Origin of the sequence: Collinsella aerofaciens, from assembly GCF_040915425.1 — a bacterium.
In the GTDB taxonomy this organism is placed as follows: Bacteria; Actinomycetota; Coriobacteriia; order Coriobacteriales; family Coriobacteriaceae; genus Collinsella; species Collinsella aerofaciens_BW.
In genome coordinates this window covers 1-17,191 of record NZ_JBCPDN010000050.1, presented here as the reverse complement: position 1 = coordinate 17,191, position 17,191 = coordinate 1, and the positions used below count along the sequence as shown (strand labels likewise).

15 protein-coding genes and 1 pseudogene are annotated in these 17,191 nt (G+C 55.5%); all 16 read right to left on the bottom strand.

Translation table 11 applies throughout. From position 1 onward, the window contains the following. The coding region (gene rfbA / locus AB5164_RS07635; protein ID WP_368147942.1) for a glucose-1-phosphate thymidylyltransferase RfbA at nt 1-677 on the bottom strand (677 nt) is incomplete at its 3' end. Nucleotides 678-1,566: 889 nt separating this feature from the next. Beyond that, nucleotides 1,567-1,974 carry an acyltransferase family protein gene (locus AB5164_RS07630; RefSeq protein ID WP_368147940.1) on the bottom strand — a complete coding sequence of 136 codons (408 nt, stop codon included), beginning with the start codon at nt 1,972-1,974 and terminating at the stop codon, nt 1,567-1,569. Further along, nucleotides 1,975-3,192 carry a Coenzyme F420 hydrogenase/dehydrogenase, beta subunit C-terminal domain gene (locus tag AB5164_RS07625; RefSeq protein WP_052044165.1) on the bottom strand — a complete coding sequence of 406 codons (1,218 nt, stop codon included), beginning with the start codon at nt 3,190-3,192 and terminating at the stop codon, nt 1,975-1,977. Between the two features lie 8 nt (nt 3,193-3,200). Further along, nucleotides 3,201-4,706 (bottom strand): lipopolysaccharide biosynthesis protein, encoded by a 1,506-nt coding sequence (locus AB5164_RS07620; protein ID WP_368142991.1) that lies wholly within the window; start codon nt 4,704-4,706, stop codon nt 3,201-3,203. Next, on the bottom strand, nt 4,699-5,772 hold the full coding sequence (locus AB5164_RS07615; RefSeq protein WP_368142993.1) for a polysaccharide pyruvyl transferase family protein: 1,074 nt from the start codon (nt 5,770-5,772) through the stop codon (nt 4,699-4,701). Before AB5164_RS07615 ends, AB5164_RS07620 begins: the two co-directional genes overlap by 8 nt. 2 nt (nt 5,773-5,774) lie before the next feature. Continuing rightward, on the bottom strand, nt 5,775-7,157 hold the full coding sequence (locus AB5164_RS07610; RefSeq protein WP_118225748.1) for a hypothetical protein: 1,383 nt from the start codon (nt 7,155-7,157) through the stop codon (nt 5,775-5,777). Further along, entirely contained in the window at nt 7,144-8,421 is a 1,278-nt protein-coding gene (locus tag AB5164_RS07605) for a glycosyltransferase family protein (RefSeq protein WP_055287332.1), read from the bottom strand. The genes AB5164_RS07610 and AB5164_RS07605 overlap by 14 nt, the downstream gene beginning before the upstream one ends. Nucleotide 8,422: 1 nt before the next feature. Then, on the bottom strand, nt 8,423-9,361 hold the full coding sequence (locus AB5164_RS07600; protein ID WP_082421944.1) for a glycosyltransferase: 939 nt from the start codon (nt 9,359-9,361) through the stop codon (nt 8,423-8,425). Between the two features lie 46 nt (nt 9,362-9,407). Then, on the bottom strand, nt 9,408-10,238 hold the full coding sequence (locus AB5164_RS07595; protein WP_233540610.1) for a Coenzyme F420 hydrogenase/dehydrogenase, beta subunit C-terminal domain: 831 nt from the start codon (nt 10,236-10,238) through the stop codon (nt 9,408-9,410). Nucleotides 10,239-10,355: 117 nt separating this feature from the next. Further along, nucleotides 10,356-10,481, bottom strand: a pseudogene (locus AB5164_RS10225) (4Fe-4S binding protein); the annotation flags it as partial. A gap of 58 nt (nt 10,482-10,539) precedes the next feature. Further along, on the bottom strand, nt 10,540-11,643 hold the full coding sequence (locus tag AB5164_RS07590) for a polysaccharide pyruvyl transferase family protein (RefSeq protein ID WP_035138275.1): 1,104 nt from the start codon (nt 11,641-11,643) through the stop codon (nt 10,540-10,542). Nucleotides 11,644-11,715: 72 nt separating this feature from the next. Continuing rightward, nucleotides 11,716-12,852 carry a radical SAM protein gene (locus AB5164_RS07585; RefSeq protein ID WP_035138273.1) on the bottom strand — a complete coding sequence of 379 codons (1,137 nt, stop codon included), beginning with the start codon at nt 12,850-12,852 and terminating at the stop codon, nt 11,716-11,718. A gap of 3 nt (nt 12,853-12,855) precedes the next feature. After that, complete coding sequence (locus AB5164_RS07580; protein ID WP_368142995.1) at nt 12,856-14,139, bottom strand: glycosyltransferase family 4 protein; 1,284 nt, start codon at nt 14,137-14,139, stop codon at nt 12,856-12,858. Next, nucleotides 14,139-15,242: a glycosyltransferase family 4 protein gene (locus tag AB5164_RS07575; protein WP_195503356.1), complete on the bottom strand. Its 1,104-nt coding sequence runs from the start codon at nt 15,240-15,242 to the stop codon at nt 14,139-14,141. The genes AB5164_RS07580 and AB5164_RS07575 overlap by 1 nt, the downstream gene beginning before the upstream one ends. Before the next feature lies 1 nt (nt 15,243). Then, a complete protein-coding gene (locus AB5164_RS07570) occupies nt 15,244-16,038 on the bottom strand; it encodes a sugar transferase (RefSeq protein ID WP_368142997.1) in 795 nt (264 codons plus the stop codon). Between the two features lie 54 nt (nt 16,039-16,092). Continuing rightward, nucleotides 16,093-16,644 (bottom strand): antiterminator LoaP, encoded by a 552-nt coding sequence (gene loaP / locus AB5164_RS07565; protein WP_368142999.1) that lies wholly within the window; start codon nt 16,642-16,644, stop codon nt 16,093-16,095. Between the last annotated feature and the right edge of the window lie 547 nt (nt 16,645-17,191).

Here is a 17,191-nt window from a genome sequence, read left to right as displayed (position 1 = left end):
GTGTCCAGCCACGCGTAGCCGCGGCCGAGGGTGACGACGGACAGCGTCCCCTCCTCCAGGTACATCTGGTTGAGCGTTGTGATCTCGAGCTCGCCGCGAGCCGACGGCTCGACCTTATGCGCCTTGGCGGCCACGTCGCCCGGGTAGAAGTAGAGTCCGGTGACGGCGTAGGAGCTCTTGGGCTCGGCGGGCTTCTCCTCGATGGAGACGGCCCTCCCCTCGCCGTCGAACTCCACGACGCCGAAGCGCTCGGGGTCGTCCACGTGGTAGCCGAAGACCGTGGCGCGGCCCGACTCGGCGTTCTGGACGGCGCGCGTCAGGTGGCGCGACAGGCCGTTGCCGTAGAAGATGTTGTCGCCCAGCACGAGCGCGCAGGGCTCGCCGCCGATGAACTCCTCGCCGATGGTGAAGGCCTGCGCCAGGCCGTCCGGCGAGGGCTGCTCGGCGTAGGAGAGGTTCACGCCGAAGCGCGAGCCGTCGCCCAGCAGGCGCTGGAAGTTGGGCAGGTCGGTCGGCGTGGAGATGACCAGGATGTCCTTGATGCCCGCCAGCATGAGCGTGGACAGCGGGTAGTAGATCATGGGCTTGTCGTAGACCGGCAGCAGCTGCTTGGAGGTCACGAGCGTGAGCGGGTACAGGCGCGTGCCGGACCCGCCGGCGAGGATGATGCCTTTCATTTAATCTGTCCTCTACAATCGAAATGCGCTTTAGATCGAGTGATAAATAAGACTTGGGTATCCTATTTTGCTAAACCCCCTCATTCTTAACGAAATAGGCAAGGTAATGACTGCGGAATATGGCTACCTGAATTGCCCCTTCCATTTTTCGATGCTCGACCAAGGGAGATTGATTCCGGTTATTTCAGGTTGGTTAATCCAATCAGCCATTTTGAGTAAAAAGTCATCTTCTCGTTCGAAAACAGGAAGTCCGGTATCTTCACCGATGATCGCGTGCCAAATGTTGGTAATGGACTCACTTTGCTTCAACGCTATGAAAAGCGCCAGTATCGAAAATCAATTTATAATCCCACAATGATGTGAATTCGTTCGGGCAAATAACGACCGCAAAGTGATACAAGCGAATAAGATCCGGCAAGAGTTAGCGCCCAAACAGCAAATGTCGAAACACCAAGTGGAATGACGAATAATCCAAGCAGTTTCCAAACGGCCTTGAGAACAAGTATATGGCAGAGGTAGATTCCAAAAGAGGCGTTCCCAAGGTCAACAAGCAAAGTAGAAGATAATCACGACTTGAATGATCCCGGAACCGCCATAAGAAGCGCGATCACAGCTAAAGAGGTCGCGGCAGAACCGAGCTTAAGCTGAGTTGTGGCCATATTGAAATCGCCAGTCAAATACCACCAGAAGCCTGCGACCTCCTGAATTATTAAAAATATAAAGAGCACTGCAACAAGCTGAGTGGTTCGTCCTTCAATGAGCGCAGCCCAACGCCTCCAGTCGAGACCGAAAACATAAAAGATGAGCCACATGGGGCAGAAAACCTGTATTAGAGGCAATGCGATACCGGCAACGGCAGCGAGCTCCCTTAGAAGCAAGCAAGCCGGTGTCACACAATAGACAAAGAACCTATACCGTGAAAGGAGCCTGAACAGTACCAGAGTAAGCAGCACAAGCTGTGAATAGACCAATAGATAGTACATCTGAGCCGATACGGAGCCCACGGCGAACGCCAGAAACCCAGACGCCCATGAAGGGCGGGAAACGCCGCAAGATAGATAACGCTCCAGAACGCATAAGGTCCGGCAACCTTGCTAATGCGGCGTCGAAGACCCCCCCCCGCATTAAATTTGCGCTCGTCGGTAAGAACACCGGATAAAAACAAGAACAACGCAACAGAAAAGTTGAGGAATGGGCGAATGGCGACCGACGCGGCACATTGAGGAAGACAGTGGATAAGCACCACTGCGGAAATCGCAAGCCCACGAAGAGCTTGAAGGTAGCGATCCTTGGCCATCTAGGCTCTCCTTCCAACGAGTCTCTTTAGTCGTCGTTTAATACCACCAAGCTTGCCGCGGACACGCTGCCAGAGAGTGGGACGGAAATCCCACTTGTCCATGAGATCTGGGATGGAAAGCCCGGCAGACACGTCGTTCAAGAACTCGTCGCGCTTTGGATAAGGCGTGACAGAATGGACGAGGCTAGGGTTGCCCGCGATTACCCCATCAAGCGTCGCCGGACCGTTTGCAGTAAGCCCAGAAATAGCCTCGAATGCCCGCACGCCCTTCTCGGTATTGCATAGGACGGCAGATACGCCCTTGGAGTTGTCGACCTCGGGATGGGTATTCTGGAACCCCCAGAAATCACCGAGCGTGATATCGGCGCCGCTGGAGCGCTTTGCTGGACATGCCAGACAGGACGAACGAAGGCTCGCATTGGCCAGAAACGCTTTCATGTACCAGTCTTTGCCGAATATCTGGGACTCGGTGTCCCCGGTGTTGTCTTTCTCCGCTATGTGCTTGTACATAGCGGAGTAAGACAACCATCCGGTTGTCTTACTCCGCATATTGACGTCGCAGACGTCCGACCCGAAGGCCTCACCACGGTAGTCGACCCAGCGCGACCAGAGCTCTGGAGACGGAACACCGTGGCAGATGACGTCGACGCCGAGGAAGAGGTCAGAGTCGGCGAGTTTCCCCAGGTATGAGCGCATGCCAGCCACCTGGCATGCAGTACCGGCAAAGAGCGCCGGCCTGCCTTCACGCAGGGCAGCGCGGACGCCCTCGAAGACGCCGCGGCCAACCGCGCTCTGAACGTATTTCGAGCGCATAACGGCGCCGAGCGCCGGCCTGTCCTCCACGAGCACGTGACGAAGCTCGCGGCAACCGTCCGTCCACGCGGCGCCCGCCACAACACCGCCGCGCGAGAGAGCGTCACCGGCGAGTAGACCGAACACGCCGCCCGACGACGATCTATCGAGCAAGCCGACGTCATGAGCCTTCGCCCAGAGGGCGAACTCGCACCCGTCCTCCCCAGGGGCGTTGAGCGCCGGGCATACGGCGTCGCACGCCCCGCAGCCTACGCACCCGGAGGCGTCGACGGTGGGGTGTAGGAAGCCACAATCATCGGGTTCCATGGAGATGCATGACTTGGGGCAGCGGGCAGCGCACGCGCCGCAGCCGCAGCAACGGTCGCCAAGCGAGACGACCCTCGGGGATTTCTCGGAATCATTCATGATGGACCCTATCTAAGGAACGGGAGACGAGAGACGACCGCGATACGTTCGTCCTTCGTTAGGACGGCGAGCCAAAGGGCTATGGCGAAAAGCGCGCTGTAAACGGCGCCCCACTCGAGGAACGCGGGCCATCCGTTGACGGGCAGGACCGCCGTGCCAGCGAGGCAGGCGACGGTGACGGCAGCCCAGGCGAGCAGCACCGGCAGGTTCCGCTTCCAGAAAAAGAGCATGTCGAGACCGACCCGCTTCTGGTAGTACCAGTTCATCCACAGTCCGTTGCCGAGCACGATGCTGACGACATAGGCGATCGCGGGGGCCCACGGCCCCAGCGCCGGGGCGGCCGCGGCGGTGAAGGCAACGTTCCCGACCGCCATCGCAAGGTAGACGAGACTCCTGGCGTGGTGCATGTTCTTGGCCCTCTGGATCTCGATGCCGACGTTCTGACAGAGGGGCACCATGACGGGTAGCGTCATGGCGAGCACGAGCCAGTAGGCCTCGGCGAAGCCCGGGCCCGCCCACCTCGTCACGAAAAACTTCCCGAGAATAGCGAAACCTCCGTACACCCAGCAAAACAGTACCATCTGGTAGCGGCCCACGCGCGTCATAAGGCGAGTGAGCTCGGCGTTGTCGTCCGAGGTGGCGACGATGCGGTTGACCTTCGGAATGAAGACGTTCGACATCGTGGTGGAGAGCGAGTAGAAGACCTGGCGGATGTTCACGGCCACCGCGAACAGAGATACCGCAGTCGCGCCCGAGATGGCCCCCAGCATGATGTTGGGCACGCTCTGATTGACCATCTCGCAGACCTGGTTACCGAAGATCCAGGCACTGAAGGCGGCGATGCCGCGCATGACGCCCCAGTCGGCACGCCTGAGCTCGAAGCGCATGCCCAGCACGACGATGGCGTAGCGCGCGTTGAGGGCGAGCAGGACGAGGTTCACCGCGAGCTGTGCTAGGGCAACGCCCACGGGCCCCATACCGGCGGCCAGCAGGGCCCAGGCGCACAGCGGCGTCGCAAGCGTGGTGACGAGCTGCCTGGTCTGCTGGTAGACGAAGCGCTCGTGCGCCGTGATGTAGGAATTGAACACGACGGTGAACAACGTCGAGGCGACGTTGAGCGTCATGATGGCGAGCAGCTCCCGGGCGAGCGAGACCTGCGCCTCGGTGAACCCGGCCGAGAACACCGCGCCGGCGTTTGCGGAGAAGCCCATGCCGAGGGCGACCGCCGCGGCTGTGACGGCGACGTAAAGCGTGAGGTACATGCCGTTCAGGTGCCGGATGTCGCGCTCGCCGCCGTGCGCCACCGTCTGCGTGTAGAAGCGCACGTAGGCCTCGGAGAAGCCGAAGGACAGGAGCGTCAGCGAGAAGACAAAGGAGTTCGAGCTCTGGAAGACGCCGTAGTCCGCCTGCCCCACGTAGGACAGTAGCATCGGCGTGTAGACGAGGTTGACGAGGTTCTTTGCGAGGATGTTGGCGTAGCCGAGGAGGGCGCCCGCCTTACGCTGGCTAGCCACGGGCGGCCTCCGAGGGAATGCTCAATCCACATCTATCGAGGAATTCAACAACGATCTTCCTCTGAGCTGCCAACCTGTCATACGCCTTTGAATAGTCACTCTCGAGCAGTTCCGAATTACATACGGAAAGAATTGACCGCTCAACGAAAGAAACACCCAGCTCGCTGGCTAGCGTGTCGAATCGGCTGCTCATGTCTGGACCAGTGGACTCACGAGGGCAATAAATCAGCGGCTTCCCGAACAAGATCGAGAAAATTGATCCGTGATATGAATCTGTCGCTACAAGCTTTGCGTGACGGACGGCATAGAGGAACTCTGAAGGCCCGAGGGCGTAGTAGCGCGCATCCCCTAGTAAATCGACCCTCTTGCAGCTAAGTGAATCACAGATTTCGGCAACCCTCTCTTCGTAAGCTGCACTCCCGAGGAAGTACGTCAATACATAATCATTTGGAAGCCCGCAGTGCGGCTCTTTTTCATACCTTTCCCACCAGGAGCCGTCAAACATCAGTGTTGGGTCAATCAACACCTCGGCCTTTAAGCCGTACAGACTGTTTATAAGCTCGGCGCTCTTCTGCTCACGAACGGACAGCCTATCAAACCCGTCGAAATAGCCGTGGAACAGCTCACGCTTCTCCTCGGGAATCGTCGGAGCTGCCAAGCTTGGCGAAAAAGCAATGCGCTTTTCTCTTGGCGAAAACGTGAGAAACATAGTGGAGTTAGCGTCAGGGGAATACGGAGACCAAACTTGGTCGCTCCCAGCAACGAAAAAGTCATAGGATTTAATGTCACGTGGAGGGTTGGAATCAGATATAACCTCCCGGCTAAAGGAAATGTTACAGGAATTGAAATCCTCAAACGAACGATGCCTCTGGATGTGGGCAACGGCAAGCCCCTTTGGAATGAGCGAAGCCAAAGACTTGAGCTTGTATTTTGCAGATCTCGAGTCCTTCTGTCTGAACGTAAGGACATCTGCACCCGAGAGTTTGAGAGTTTCTTGGACAGCAAGGTTCTGGAGCCTCTGCCCATAGTTGTCCCCATGCGTAAATGTGGAAATGCCTATTTTCATGTTCAAACCTGTTCTTCGTCTCTATCAATAATCAAATAGTCTGCAGCCGAGGAATTCCACGACCAAGCCAGCGCTCCACAGAGCAGCAGTAGGCACAAGCAGCAGTTCACCCTTGTAAAGCACTGCGTATACAGAAAGGTAATAAGAATTGTTAGCAAAAGGAGCAAACGAACAATCCGGCCATTAGATCCTTTTTCCTGCTCCATAAACTCACTAACCACGGAGTGGAAAAACGCTACATACGCTGCCGTCTCCCAAACCCCCATGAGAATCAAGAAAGACCCCATATCCGCTTGACCAAAGTGGTTAAACGACATGAACCCGGACGCGTAGAAGCTTGAGGCTCCAAGACCCTCTCCGAGACTCCATGTAGCCGGTCTCAAGAGAGCGAAGCCGATGATAGCAATCCTCTCGTTACTGCCGTCGGCAGCAGTACCGACGGAAGCTGAACTGCCAACCATATCGAACAGACCAAACACTTGCGTATCCACGAGGATCTGGAACGCAGGCACCAAGGCGTATGCAATTGTCAGGATAAAATACAAGGCGACAAGCCAAAAGAAGGGACCCGAAACATCCGCTTCTCCTCTCATGACTGAAATAAGCCAGAACATCACTAAAACGAGAGGAAGGATTATGAAGAGCGCCTTATTATCGTTGAGTGTCGCAAGATAGAAGGACAGGACGATAAGGCAGACGTTGTAAGCGATGGCAAGGGATGGCCAGAGAGGACCCCGAAGCCTCCTAATCCAGACGAAGTTGTAGAGCACGACGAATGAAGTGTAAAGGGCCACCGCATGGACGGACGCATAAGAGAACAGGCCGGAGATATTGTCCTCGAAGTAACTGATGTCGTTCGTTGTCGCAGCGATCATCCCATGGGTAGAGTACTGGATAAACATGATCGCCATATTGAGAAGCAATATGGCGTTGAAGACCGGAAAACCTGCATCAAAGAGTCCAAGAAGAAAATCCCTCTTGTTAGTGACCAAAAGAAAGAAGTAAAGCGTATAGACAAACGGGTAGAGGAGCAGCAAAATATTCGCCCTAAACGTTTCCATATTGCCACCCAAGAGGGCACCAGACAGCCACCCTGCAACGGTAATCAGCCCAAGTAGTAGCGCTCTACCGCTATATTTCCATCCGGAGAAGAGCGCCCTCACGCAAATCATGCCGGTAATTACCCAGTTGAGGTATCGCCCCAGACCATAGTACTCAAGGAAGAAAACCTGCGCCAAGATACCTATAACGATCGTCGCATCCGCCAGGTCACCCATGCAAACGGTTAGAACGCCTTGCTTATTAGGGAGATACCAACGACCTCTTCGACCAGCCCGCTCCTCCGCTTTATTTATAACGAGCCTCGCATGCCTATGATCTTGCATTGAGTACCTCCAGCAGCACACGTTCAATCAGCCTCGTGTGCATGTGAACTCCCGTGTTGAGACCTACCGAGGAGCATGGAAGCAGGTCTACGATCTCATCTGAATCGACAAGATCGAGCGGACCAGGCTTTCCGCTCCTGAAACGATTGACCTCCCTGATAAGCCGGCTCTTATCCCTAAACAGCCCGATTAGCTCCTCCTCGTTATTCAGCACCAAACCGGACCCATGCTCAACGACAAAGTCGGCGACATTGCCTGCACATGCACTCGAAATCGTATAAGCGTTTGCGGAGTAAGATTCCATACAGGTGTAGCTATAGGTCTCTGGACAAGATGGCCACATGACAACGATGGCAATCTCGCACTCCCTGAGAGAGTCGGTCATGGCATTTGGGTGCTTCTCATCAAATTCGACAAACCGCTTGTTCATCCCTGGATACATATCGTTCGAGCTGTTGAAGACGAAGAACTCGTACTCTTGTTCATCGACCGCAGATACGAGGCGAAGCCAGGTCTCCCAGCCCTTTGTCTTCCTCGGCATCCCCAGAAAGGCAACCCTGATGCGCTCCCCTGCGTTCAGAGGACGTCTGTTGCCCAGATACTCTCCAAGCAGCTTTTGGTGCGGTATTACATCAACAAGGCCCTCGTATTGGGGCCTGAATGAGAGGAACCGATTCTTCGTATAGGTCGAAGGTGCAACAAAACGGAGATTTTTGATGGAGTCAAACAGCCCTTGGATCTTCGACTCCACACGAAGGCTGTTACTGAAGTGGGGGCATTTCTCGCAGGGAGCGTCGCCGAGCCTTGAGCTGTCACAAAAGCCGCTCCTATTTTGGAGGTTATAGCTTGTACAACACAGGTAATAGTCGTGGAGAAAGGCCCTGACCGGTGTTTTGCCTGTAACTTTTAGCAGTTCGGAGACTTTCTCAAGGCTCACGTACAGAAGGTGGTGGATATGAAGCTCAAGAAGGCTGAAGCCGCTTTTTTGCCAGCTGCAAAGGGCCTCGCACACCTGGGCAATACTGAAAACACCAGCCTCCACCCCGTCGACCGTAACCCCGAATTCGCAAAATAGCATCTGGTCGTCCCTGAACAGGGTCTTCTTAACCGAGTGGAGATAGACGTAACTTATGCCGTGCGACGCCATGGCCTGCTGACTCGCCATAATAGCCTTTGGGGTGCCGGTCTTGTCCTTGAGATAGTCGCAAAAGGCAAGCGCTAGGACGTACCCACTATTGTGCGGTTTGGGGATGCTTTTACTCATATCATCGCTTCCCAAACAAGAGGAGAGATCTATTGAAAAGGCCCTCTTGTAGACTGCCGAAATTCAGCCTCGAAGAGAAAGAAACCCTGCACCTAGCCATGAAAGAAGCGTCCATTTTCGATACCAACTCTCCAAGAGCACGCTCTGGAGGAAGAATGCAGTCGGAATAAGTTGAAAGAAGTCCAGTAACTTGCTTTGCAAGAGTAATCTCTCGCGGATGACAAAAACTATTGATTTTCTCAATCACTTTAGATGGTAAATCAGTACTCACACCGACCACATTACGACCATGCTGGCGATATCCCATATGAGGAGAAGCATCGAAAACAATCCGATAACCCAGCAGCACGCATAGATTAGCTATCAGCTTATCATGCATGATGACGGGATGGGGCAGCTCATGCAAGCAAACAACTTCCCAAATACGCCTATCAAATACTTGCGTACATCCCATAGGTGACCCAATGCAAAGCTGGTTGAGAGGGTCGTTATCTCGATAAGATATGCACCTTTGTTGCCCATAGGTTAACCGGCCCATCTCATTACCAGCTGAATCTACAAGTCTTGAATTGCAATGATAAAGAGCCAAATTCTCCTGCTTCTTAAGCTGTTTAATCGCAGTTATCAGTTTATCGCTATCCCAAATATCATCTTGGTCGGAAAACGCATAGTAATCAGCTTCGGGAGCATTCCGCAACAACGTCAAAAACCCTAAAGCAGGTCCTAGGTTTTCTCCTGTTAACAAAGTCAGACTGCCCTCATCTGCATAGCGCTGCAGAAGATCACGAGTACCATCAGATGACCCGTCATCACGGACAAAAAGACGTACGTCAACTTCAGCCTGCGAGAGAATGCTGTCAATTTGTTCTGAAATAAATGGGATGCCGTTGTATGACGCCATTAATACGACGCACTTTGGCACCTTGGAATTACTCAACATATGGATTACCTTATCATTAATGCCTAAAGCAAACGCTCTCGATGTGTTAACCCCTGAGCAAACCCAGTGCAAGCAGTATATCCTTGACCAAGTACTTGGCGCAGTCTTTTGGCCTCGCCCTGAGAACGAGTCGGTTAACCCGTACCCCGTTACGAAAGCCGTCCATAAAGGTATTTCTTTCTATAGGCTTCGTCGAAGGACGTTGAAGCTGTTCATTGTTGGCCACAGCTAGACCAGGATCAACCGGCAAAAGCTCAAGGTCCGTCATTTCTAACAGTTCTCGACCCTTGTCTGTCTGCACAAGTGCGAGGGATATCCCGTTCGCGACCTCATCAGAAAGCTCGCTACCCCATGAATCGCCAAGCGTAATATCGGAGACACGATCACCCTTGGCGTAGCGGCAGGAGTAGCAGCCTTCCGTATACGGTAAACCCGAGAGGAAAGCAATCGAGTAGCGATCGCGGACACCCGTCCTACCCACAGTTTCAGCTCCGCGATAGCGGAGCTGAAACTGGACTTTCTTTCGAAAGTCCAGTATCAGCTCATTAGACAGGTTGTTACCTGTCTCTTCCAAGAATCGGCTCAGGACCTTGGGGGACGGTGAACCATGACAGATAAGGTCGATGGTGTAAAGGGAATCGGCTAAACGGCTTCCAACGAAGTTACGCATCGCAGCAACCTGACAAGGAAGACCGATAAAGAGAACCCTTTGACCACCTTGCAGGGCCTCCCTAACCTCGCGGTACGCACCAAGCGGATTGCTTTTGACGTATTTGGAGCCTTGGGCCCTCCTCAAGTAATCCGCATCAGAAGTGAGGTGGAACCGGAACTCACCGCCCTCCTGTGCACATGAACACACTAATCCATTTGACGCCACAAACGCCTCCGAGATGGCCGTAGCCAGACCCCCGGACGAAGATGACATTCTGAGCGATGTATCTTTCGCCCACCCCTGTAGCCACTCGAGAGGACGCAACGAAGATGGGGATACCATCTGGGGACACGTTTTCTCGCACAGTCCACATCCCACGCACCTTGTAGGATCAATACGGGCGTTATACGCCTCAATCGTATCCTCAATGGCAATCGCTCCATGTCGGCATGAATCGACGCAGGCCATACAGCCAGCGCACATATCCTTCTTGCATACCGTCCTAGTGCCAACGTTTGACAATGCCCTACTCCTCAATCATGCTCTTGAGCTGCGCTAGGGACTTCTCCCTCTCCGCACCCATCACGTCGTTGACCCGACCAAAGTCAATCTGCTTGGATGCTAACTCGACATCATCTAGATTCTGAAGCACTCTGTCCGTGAGGTCCGTGAGTCGCAGAATACTCACGTTCCTGCTCGAGGTTCCGTTCTTGGGCAGCACTTCTACCAGCGGCGTATTGAGATTTATGGCAAAAGCCGTACCGTGGAACGAGTCCGTGACTAGGCATGCTGCGTTGTCGACATACGAGAGAAACTCAGCAAGCGTCGGCAGCCACTTGAACTTGCCCTCGCGTGAGGCCTGGTGCAGGCTTGCGGAGATCCGTATCAGGGGCAAGCCAAGCTTTTTGGCAACCTTCACGGCGTACTGCCCCACCGTCGGGTCGCTGTGAATCTGGTAGACGAGGATGTATTCGCCCTTCGGGGCAGGTGCCGCCATCCTTCTCCACGCCTCGCCATCAAGCAGCAGCGTGGGATCGACAACCTGTCCGGCCTCTATGCCCCACGAGGCAAGCTGCTCGCGCGCGGCATCCTCGCGTACGAACACGGCCTCATATGCTCGAAGGTCCTCGAGAAACCTGGGGCGCACGCTATCCGGGATATTCTTCTTACCAAAGCTTGCCGCATATGAGATGCGCCTTGCGCCCTCGGGAGCAAACTCAAGCGCGTATGACAGGTCGTATGCGCCCGAGCTGATGGGACCCCACACCTGATCGCTTCCAGTCATATAGACATCGGCCTTGGGCGGATTAGCCTTCAGCTCCTCCAGGGATGCATAGTGAGGGCTCATCTTAAGCAGCTGGGAACGCTCACGCGCAAACCGCTTGCCCGCCACCCTTGTCTCAGGCTCCATCAGAAGTCTGTAGACAGACTTCTTCAACGGGTTCCCGTTCCAGGACGGCTTTGTCGAAAGAAGCGTCCTCACCTGCTGGGATACGTCCTCACAAGCAGGTACATAGTCCATAATCTCGAACTCATGCCCCAAGCTCTCTACCGCTCGTTGTGTCGCATATGCCTGGAGCAGGGAGCCATAATTAGAGATTGCGTGCCTGGTTATGCAGGATACTTTCACGTGTTTCCTCCGATTGATATCGAGCAACCGCTATTTCTGAATTTTTGCATTCGATTTTTCCACCCGGCTGCACTACAGCGCCTCCTCAGTCTCGTACACGTGCGCGTCGGCTCGGCTTGCGTCGGAAAGGCCGTCGTTGATCGCGGCGTGCATGTCGCAGGTGGAAAGAGCGTCCAGCTCCTCCTTCGTCACCTTGCCCGACTCGTAGTCGCGCACGATGGGGAGCTCGTGCATGTCGAACTTCTTGCCGGGCTTGAGCTTGTGCGCCAGCACCCACGACGCGGGTTTCCAGATGTACTTGTGCATGGCAGGAGACACGGAGCCGATCATCCAGCAGTTGCGGTCGCAGTGGCGCACGCAGCCGCGCACTTTCTCGGCCTGGGCGCTCTCCCACAGCTCATCCCAAGACTCGTCGTTAAGGTTGCCCATAACGAGCTTCTCCTTGGTGCCGTTGCAGGGCATGACGTCGCCGTAGGGGTCGATGAAGAACGTGTCGAACGCCATATCGCACGGGAGCAGGCGCTTCTGCCCATAGATGTAGTTGATGAGGCCCATGTTGAAGTACGCGCGGAACCACTTCTTGGGCTCGTTGGACTTGAGGAGCTCGTTTACCAGGTCCTCGAAGTTCTGGGCCACCATGGGACGGTCCTTGATGATGTTCTTCGCCTCGACAAAGTAGAAGCTGTTGTGCAGGCTGGCGGTGGCGAACTCCATGCCGAGCTCGTCGGAAAGCTTGTACAGCGGCACCAAGTCCGCAGCGTTGCGATCCTGCACCGTCATGCCAAAGCCCACGTCCGGGTGCTTCATTTCCACGAGCTTCTTGAGCGTCTCGTAGCCGCGGTTGAAGCCGTTCTGGAGACCGCGGATCTCATCGTTGGTCTGCTGCAGACCCTCGATGGAGATGCGGATTCCCACCTGGGGGAATTCCTCGGCAAGGGCGATGATGCGGTCGGTGAAGAAGCCGTTGGTGGAGATGACGATGCGGTCGGACTTCTTGTACAGCTCGCGCACGATATCCGCAAGGTCGGTCCTGATGAAGGGCTCGCCACCGGTGATGTTGGTGAAGTACATGCGCGGGAGCTTCTTGATCACGTCGAGGGAGAGCTCCTCCTCCGGACGGCTGGGAGCCTTGTAGCGGTTGCACATGGTGCAGCGCGCGTTGCAGCGGTACGTTACGATTACGGTTCCGTTGAGTTTCTTCTCGGCCATGGGTTAGGCCACCACCTTCCGGTCAATTAGTTCTTGATACAGGGAGACGAGATTCCGGATGTATTCCTCTTGATTACAGTTCTCTGCCACGAATGAACGGCAATGCGCGCTCATCGCGGCGTAAGCCGCAGGATCGGCGGCCACCGCCGCACCCCTACGGATTGCATCTGCGAGTCCTGCCTCATCGTGGGCTTCAGCCAGGAAGCCCGTTTCACCCTCACGTACCAGCTCGGGTATTCCGCCCATGTTCGTACCGATAACGGGCTTGCCCGCGGCGAGTGCCTCGAGAACCGCATATGGCGCGTTCTCGAGCCACTCTGACGGCGCAGCCGCCAGAGTGGCTCGATTCACAAGTCCGCGCAGGGCGTCACCGGTTTTATATCCAACCAGCTCAATCCTCGAGCTTATTTCGTTTGGCATTGCGGAAACTTTGACCTTCACAGCATCACATTCAGGGCCATCGCCTGCAATAACAAGACGCCAATCAGGGATCACCGGTGCCGCCTTCTCAAAAGCATGCACGAGCGTTAACACGCCTTTCTCGCGAGAAAGGCGTCCCAGATACAGCATGTAGGGATCTTCATTATTTTGGTTGGCAACTTCCCGTGACATCGAATCGGGATTCAGGAAATTCCGCATGAGGACAAGCTGACGCTCGGGAAGCCCCGCTTCAATAAACTTGTTCCGCATGAACTCACTCGGGCAGATGATGCGATCGAGACGTGAATAGGTTTTGTGCCGTTTAAGCCACTCCGCCTCAGCCACCGCTAACGCGCTTTTTGCGATCGAACCCTTTACGCACTTCTTCTTAAGGCAATTGCCAAAATGACCCCCGAGACACGAATCGCAAACGTTGCCCTCGGAATCAAGCATAAGATAGCTCGGGCAAGCAAGAATCAAGTCGTGCGAGGTATACACAACCGGCGTTGGATGCTGCTTTAGCCAAGGAGCGTCCAAGATGGAAAACGTAATCTGCCTATGAGTGAGATTGAGATGGATTACATCGGGCTGGAATTCACGGCACAGCACATCGAACTTCTCGCGCGCCTCTTTGGAATACACAAGTGCCTGCGCGGCCTTCGCCTTATCGACAATAGAGCTCGGTCCGTTATAGTCGCGATTCGTTACAAAGTAACGCGACCACTCAGTCGGCTCATTACGCTCATCCTCCATGCTGAAGAAGGCAACTTCATGTCCAAGAGCGCGAAGACCATCGGCAAGAGCAAAGTAGTACGTCTCGCTTCCACCCTTGCGCCAATGAAACTTATTTACAAGAAGGATCTTCATTACGCAACACCCTCATACAAAGCAAGCGTCCTTTGGACGACGCTGTTCCAGTCATAGCCATTAATCGCGCGGTCACGTGCCATGGCGCCCAGCCTCTCCGCTTGGGCAGAATCCGCTATCAGGCCTTCAAGCACGTCGCGCAGCGCCCCCGCGTCTCCGTGTGGGAACGTGAGCCCGCAACCCTGCAGAACATCCGCGCACTCGGGAATATCCGAGGTAACGCATGCCGCACCGTGAGACATGGCCTCCAGCAAGCTCATGGGCAGGCCCTCAACGTCGGAGGGGAGCGCGTAGCAATACGCGTTGGAGTACAGCTCGGAGAGCAGGTTGCCCTCAACGTGGCCGGTAAAGAGCACGCGGGGGTCGGACGCGGCAGCCTCTTTGAGCGCCACGGCGTAGTCGTCCGTATCGGAGGAGTCGCCCGCGATAACCAGGCGCTTATCCGTCTTCACCTGCTTGTACGCCTCCACCAACAGTTCCGGTCGCTTCTCGGGCACAATACGACCGAGGTAGAGGACATAGGAGCCCTGGGTGAGCCCCAAGCGCTCGGAGATCTCCTTCGCGGGAAGATCCGCCTCGGGAGTGATGCCGTTGGGAATGAGCGTAGCCTCGCGGCCGTAAGCCTCCTTGAAGTACTCCTGATTGCCCCGGGAAAGCACGATGAGCGCATCCGCGCACTTGGCCGCCGTCGCCTCGCCGAACTTGATGTACTTGGAAGCCAAGCCGCCCCATTTTGCACGCTGCCAGTCCAGACCGTGGATCGTTGCCACGGTCCTGATGTCCGCGGAACGCGCAAAACGAAGGGGGACGCACGGCCCCTCTGCGTGATAGTGAATTACGTCTGTCCCGTCTTTGATGGCGGCCCTTGTTGCGGCAAAGCTGCTCGTGAGCGCAGAGAGCCCCTTGATGTCCAGAGCCTTTACGGGAACGATGCGGTAGCCATCCTTCTCGTAGGGCTCGGAAGGAGCTCCTTCGCCCATACGGTCGTAGCAGGTTACTTGGTGACCAAGGTCTGCCATACGGCGAGCAAGCTCGCCTACCACCACTTCTACGCCGCCCTCGCGCGAACCCGTTCTCTTTTGGCCTATCATGGCGATGCGCATGCTACACGGCACCTTCCCCAGAGAACATCGTCTTCAGCGTGCCGAATATCAACCGCAGGTCCTGGCGCAGGCTGCGATTCTCTATATAGTGAAGATCCAGCTCAACCATTTCGTTGAAGCCCAGGTGGCTGCGGCCCATTACCTGCCAAGGACCGCTGCAGCCGGGTTTTACCGCCAGGCGCTTCATGTCGTGCTCGCTGTACAGGGCAACCTCGCGCGGCAGGCCGGGGCGCGGGCCAATGAGGTTCATTTGGCCCAAGAACACGTTGATGAGCTGGGGCAGCTCGTCGATGCTGTGCTTGCGAATGAAGTTACCCACACCGGGAATAATGCGCGGGTCGTGCTTCATTTTAAACATGGGGCCAGTGGCCTCGTTTTGGGCCTGCAAGTCCTTGAGCATTTGGTCTGCGTTGGGAACCATGCTGCGGAACTTGTAGATCTTAAACAGGTAGAACGTGCCGTCTTTGCGCACGCGGCCCACGCGCCACTGTGAATATAGGGGGCTGGCGCCCGGGCTCTTTATGCAAATGACCACGCTCAGAATTACCCCGGGTATAAAGAGCAATACCAAGGCTCCGCCGGCGGCGACAATGTCCACCGTACGCTTAACAACGCGGTAGAGTCTGCGCCCAAGCTCGGGCTTCACGCCGGAGTTCGCACCGCGCAGCATCTCGGTGGCCTCTTCGTTTGTAAGGTAATCCCCCGCAGCACCCGCTGCGGCAGGAACGGAATTCGCCATGGCAGCGGCGCACGTCTCCCGTGCACCCTGCTCCATGGTCATTATCGTAGGCTCCAAGAGCCCCTCCCCCGATACTTTTTTGCTTTCGGTCGTCCGCTTGCGAGCTTGCAGCTAGGCGATCGCTTTTCTGTGATTGCGCATGACGCGCTGTTCGTTTGAAAGCACCGCAAGGCCAACGCGGGTAGTTATGCGTCGGCCGCACAGGTTGAGCTCCAAAAGGGCAGTGCTCTTGCGTCTGTTAATAGATTTAATAAGGCCTTCGTGGTCCAGCAGCGGACCTGCCGTAACTACGACCTGGTCACCGTCTTTTAGGGCCTCGCTCATGGGCACTACGCGGTCTCCCCTATGCGTAAAGCCGCCAATAAGCTGGACCTCTTCTTTTGCCAGCGGCACAAACTGACCGTCCTGGGCAAGCACCCGGGCAAAGTCGTCCATGCGTAGCAGATACTGTTGCACGGTGCGGGGGTCTGCCGTATCGCAGATGAGATAACCGGGAAAGAGCGGTTTGGTCGTTTTGACCCATTCGCCGTGCACCTTGATCTCGGTTTGAAATTGGGGATAAAAGAGCTCTTGCATGGCACCAGCCGGCACCATGTGCTCTATGCGCTCGCGCATTATGTCTTCGCGACCGTTGATAACCTGGATCACATACCACACGAGCACCACCCCCTTGCTGTCTTACGTGTGGCTCATGGGGTTTGGGTATGGCTTCGCCAGGGCGCTTGTGCGCGAAGGCGCTCCATATTCAAACCCTGAGCCCAGTCAGACAAGCACGTGGCTCTGTCCCACCGTGAACGGTATGTATAAGTGCAGTTACTAGAGACGCAGACGTGTATCGCAAAATGACCGCGTCTCCAGCTGGCTGCGTGCGAGCCAGTCAAGCAGGTACAAAACTGGACCGCACGCAGCAAGCTGTAGGACTACTACGCTTTGACACGCAAGCTATTAAATGCACCTTAGAACTACATCAATGCAAATAAATAACGTCGCATGACTTCTTTATTGGAGCTCGTGGTGTTTCTGGCACCGCCGTTTCGGCCGGATGCTGATCGACCCTGCGTTTTGCGACTTGCTGGAGTCGCGAGCACAGTTGAACTCATGTAACGTTAAGTATCCTAGCACAAGCTGGAGCTGGGCTTATAGGACAAAATGTGTGTCCCGATAGAACACCCGTTTCCATCCATTAATCCAGCCAGAACGGGTACGGGTC

Bases quoted from the DNA above. Each gene is read 5' to 3' on its own strand.
- AB5164_RS07575 (WP_195503356.1), bottom strand. From the start codon at position 15,242: ATGCGCATCGCCATGATAGGCCAAAAGAGAACGGGTTCGCGCGAGGGC.
- AB5164_RS07615 (WP_368142993.1), bottom strand. From the start codon at position 5,772: ATGAAAATAGGCATTTCCACATTTACGCATGGGGACAACTATGGGCAG.
- AB5164_RS07605 (WP_055287332.1), bottom strand. From the start codon at position 8,421: ATGAGTAAAAGCATCCCCAAACCGCACAATAGTGGGTACGTCCTAGCG.
- AB5164_RS07625 (WP_052044165.1), bottom strand. From the start codon at position 3,192: ATGAATGATTCCGAGAAATCCCCGAGGGTCGTCTCGCTTGGCGACCGT.
- AB5164_RS07585 (WP_035138273.1), bottom strand. From the start codon at position 12,852: ATGGCCGAGAAGAAACTCAACGGAACCGTAATCGTAACGTACCGCTGC.
- AB5164_RS07630 (WP_368147940.1), bottom strand. From the start codon at position 1,974: ATGGCCAAGGATCGCTACCTTCAAGCTCTTCGTGGGCTTGCGATTTCC.
- AB5164_RS07600 (WP_082421944.1), bottom strand. From the start codon at position 9,361: ATGTTGAGTAATTCCAAGGTGCCAAAGTGCGTCGTATTAATGGCGTCA.
- AB5164_RS07580 (WP_368142995.1), bottom strand. From the start codon at position 14,139: ATGAAGATCCTTCTTGTAAATAAGTTTCATTGGCGCAAGGGTGGAAGC.
- AB5164_RS07610 (WP_118225748.1), bottom strand. From the start codon at position 7,157: ATGCAAGATCATAGGCATGCGAGGCTCGTTATAAATAAAGCGGAGGAG.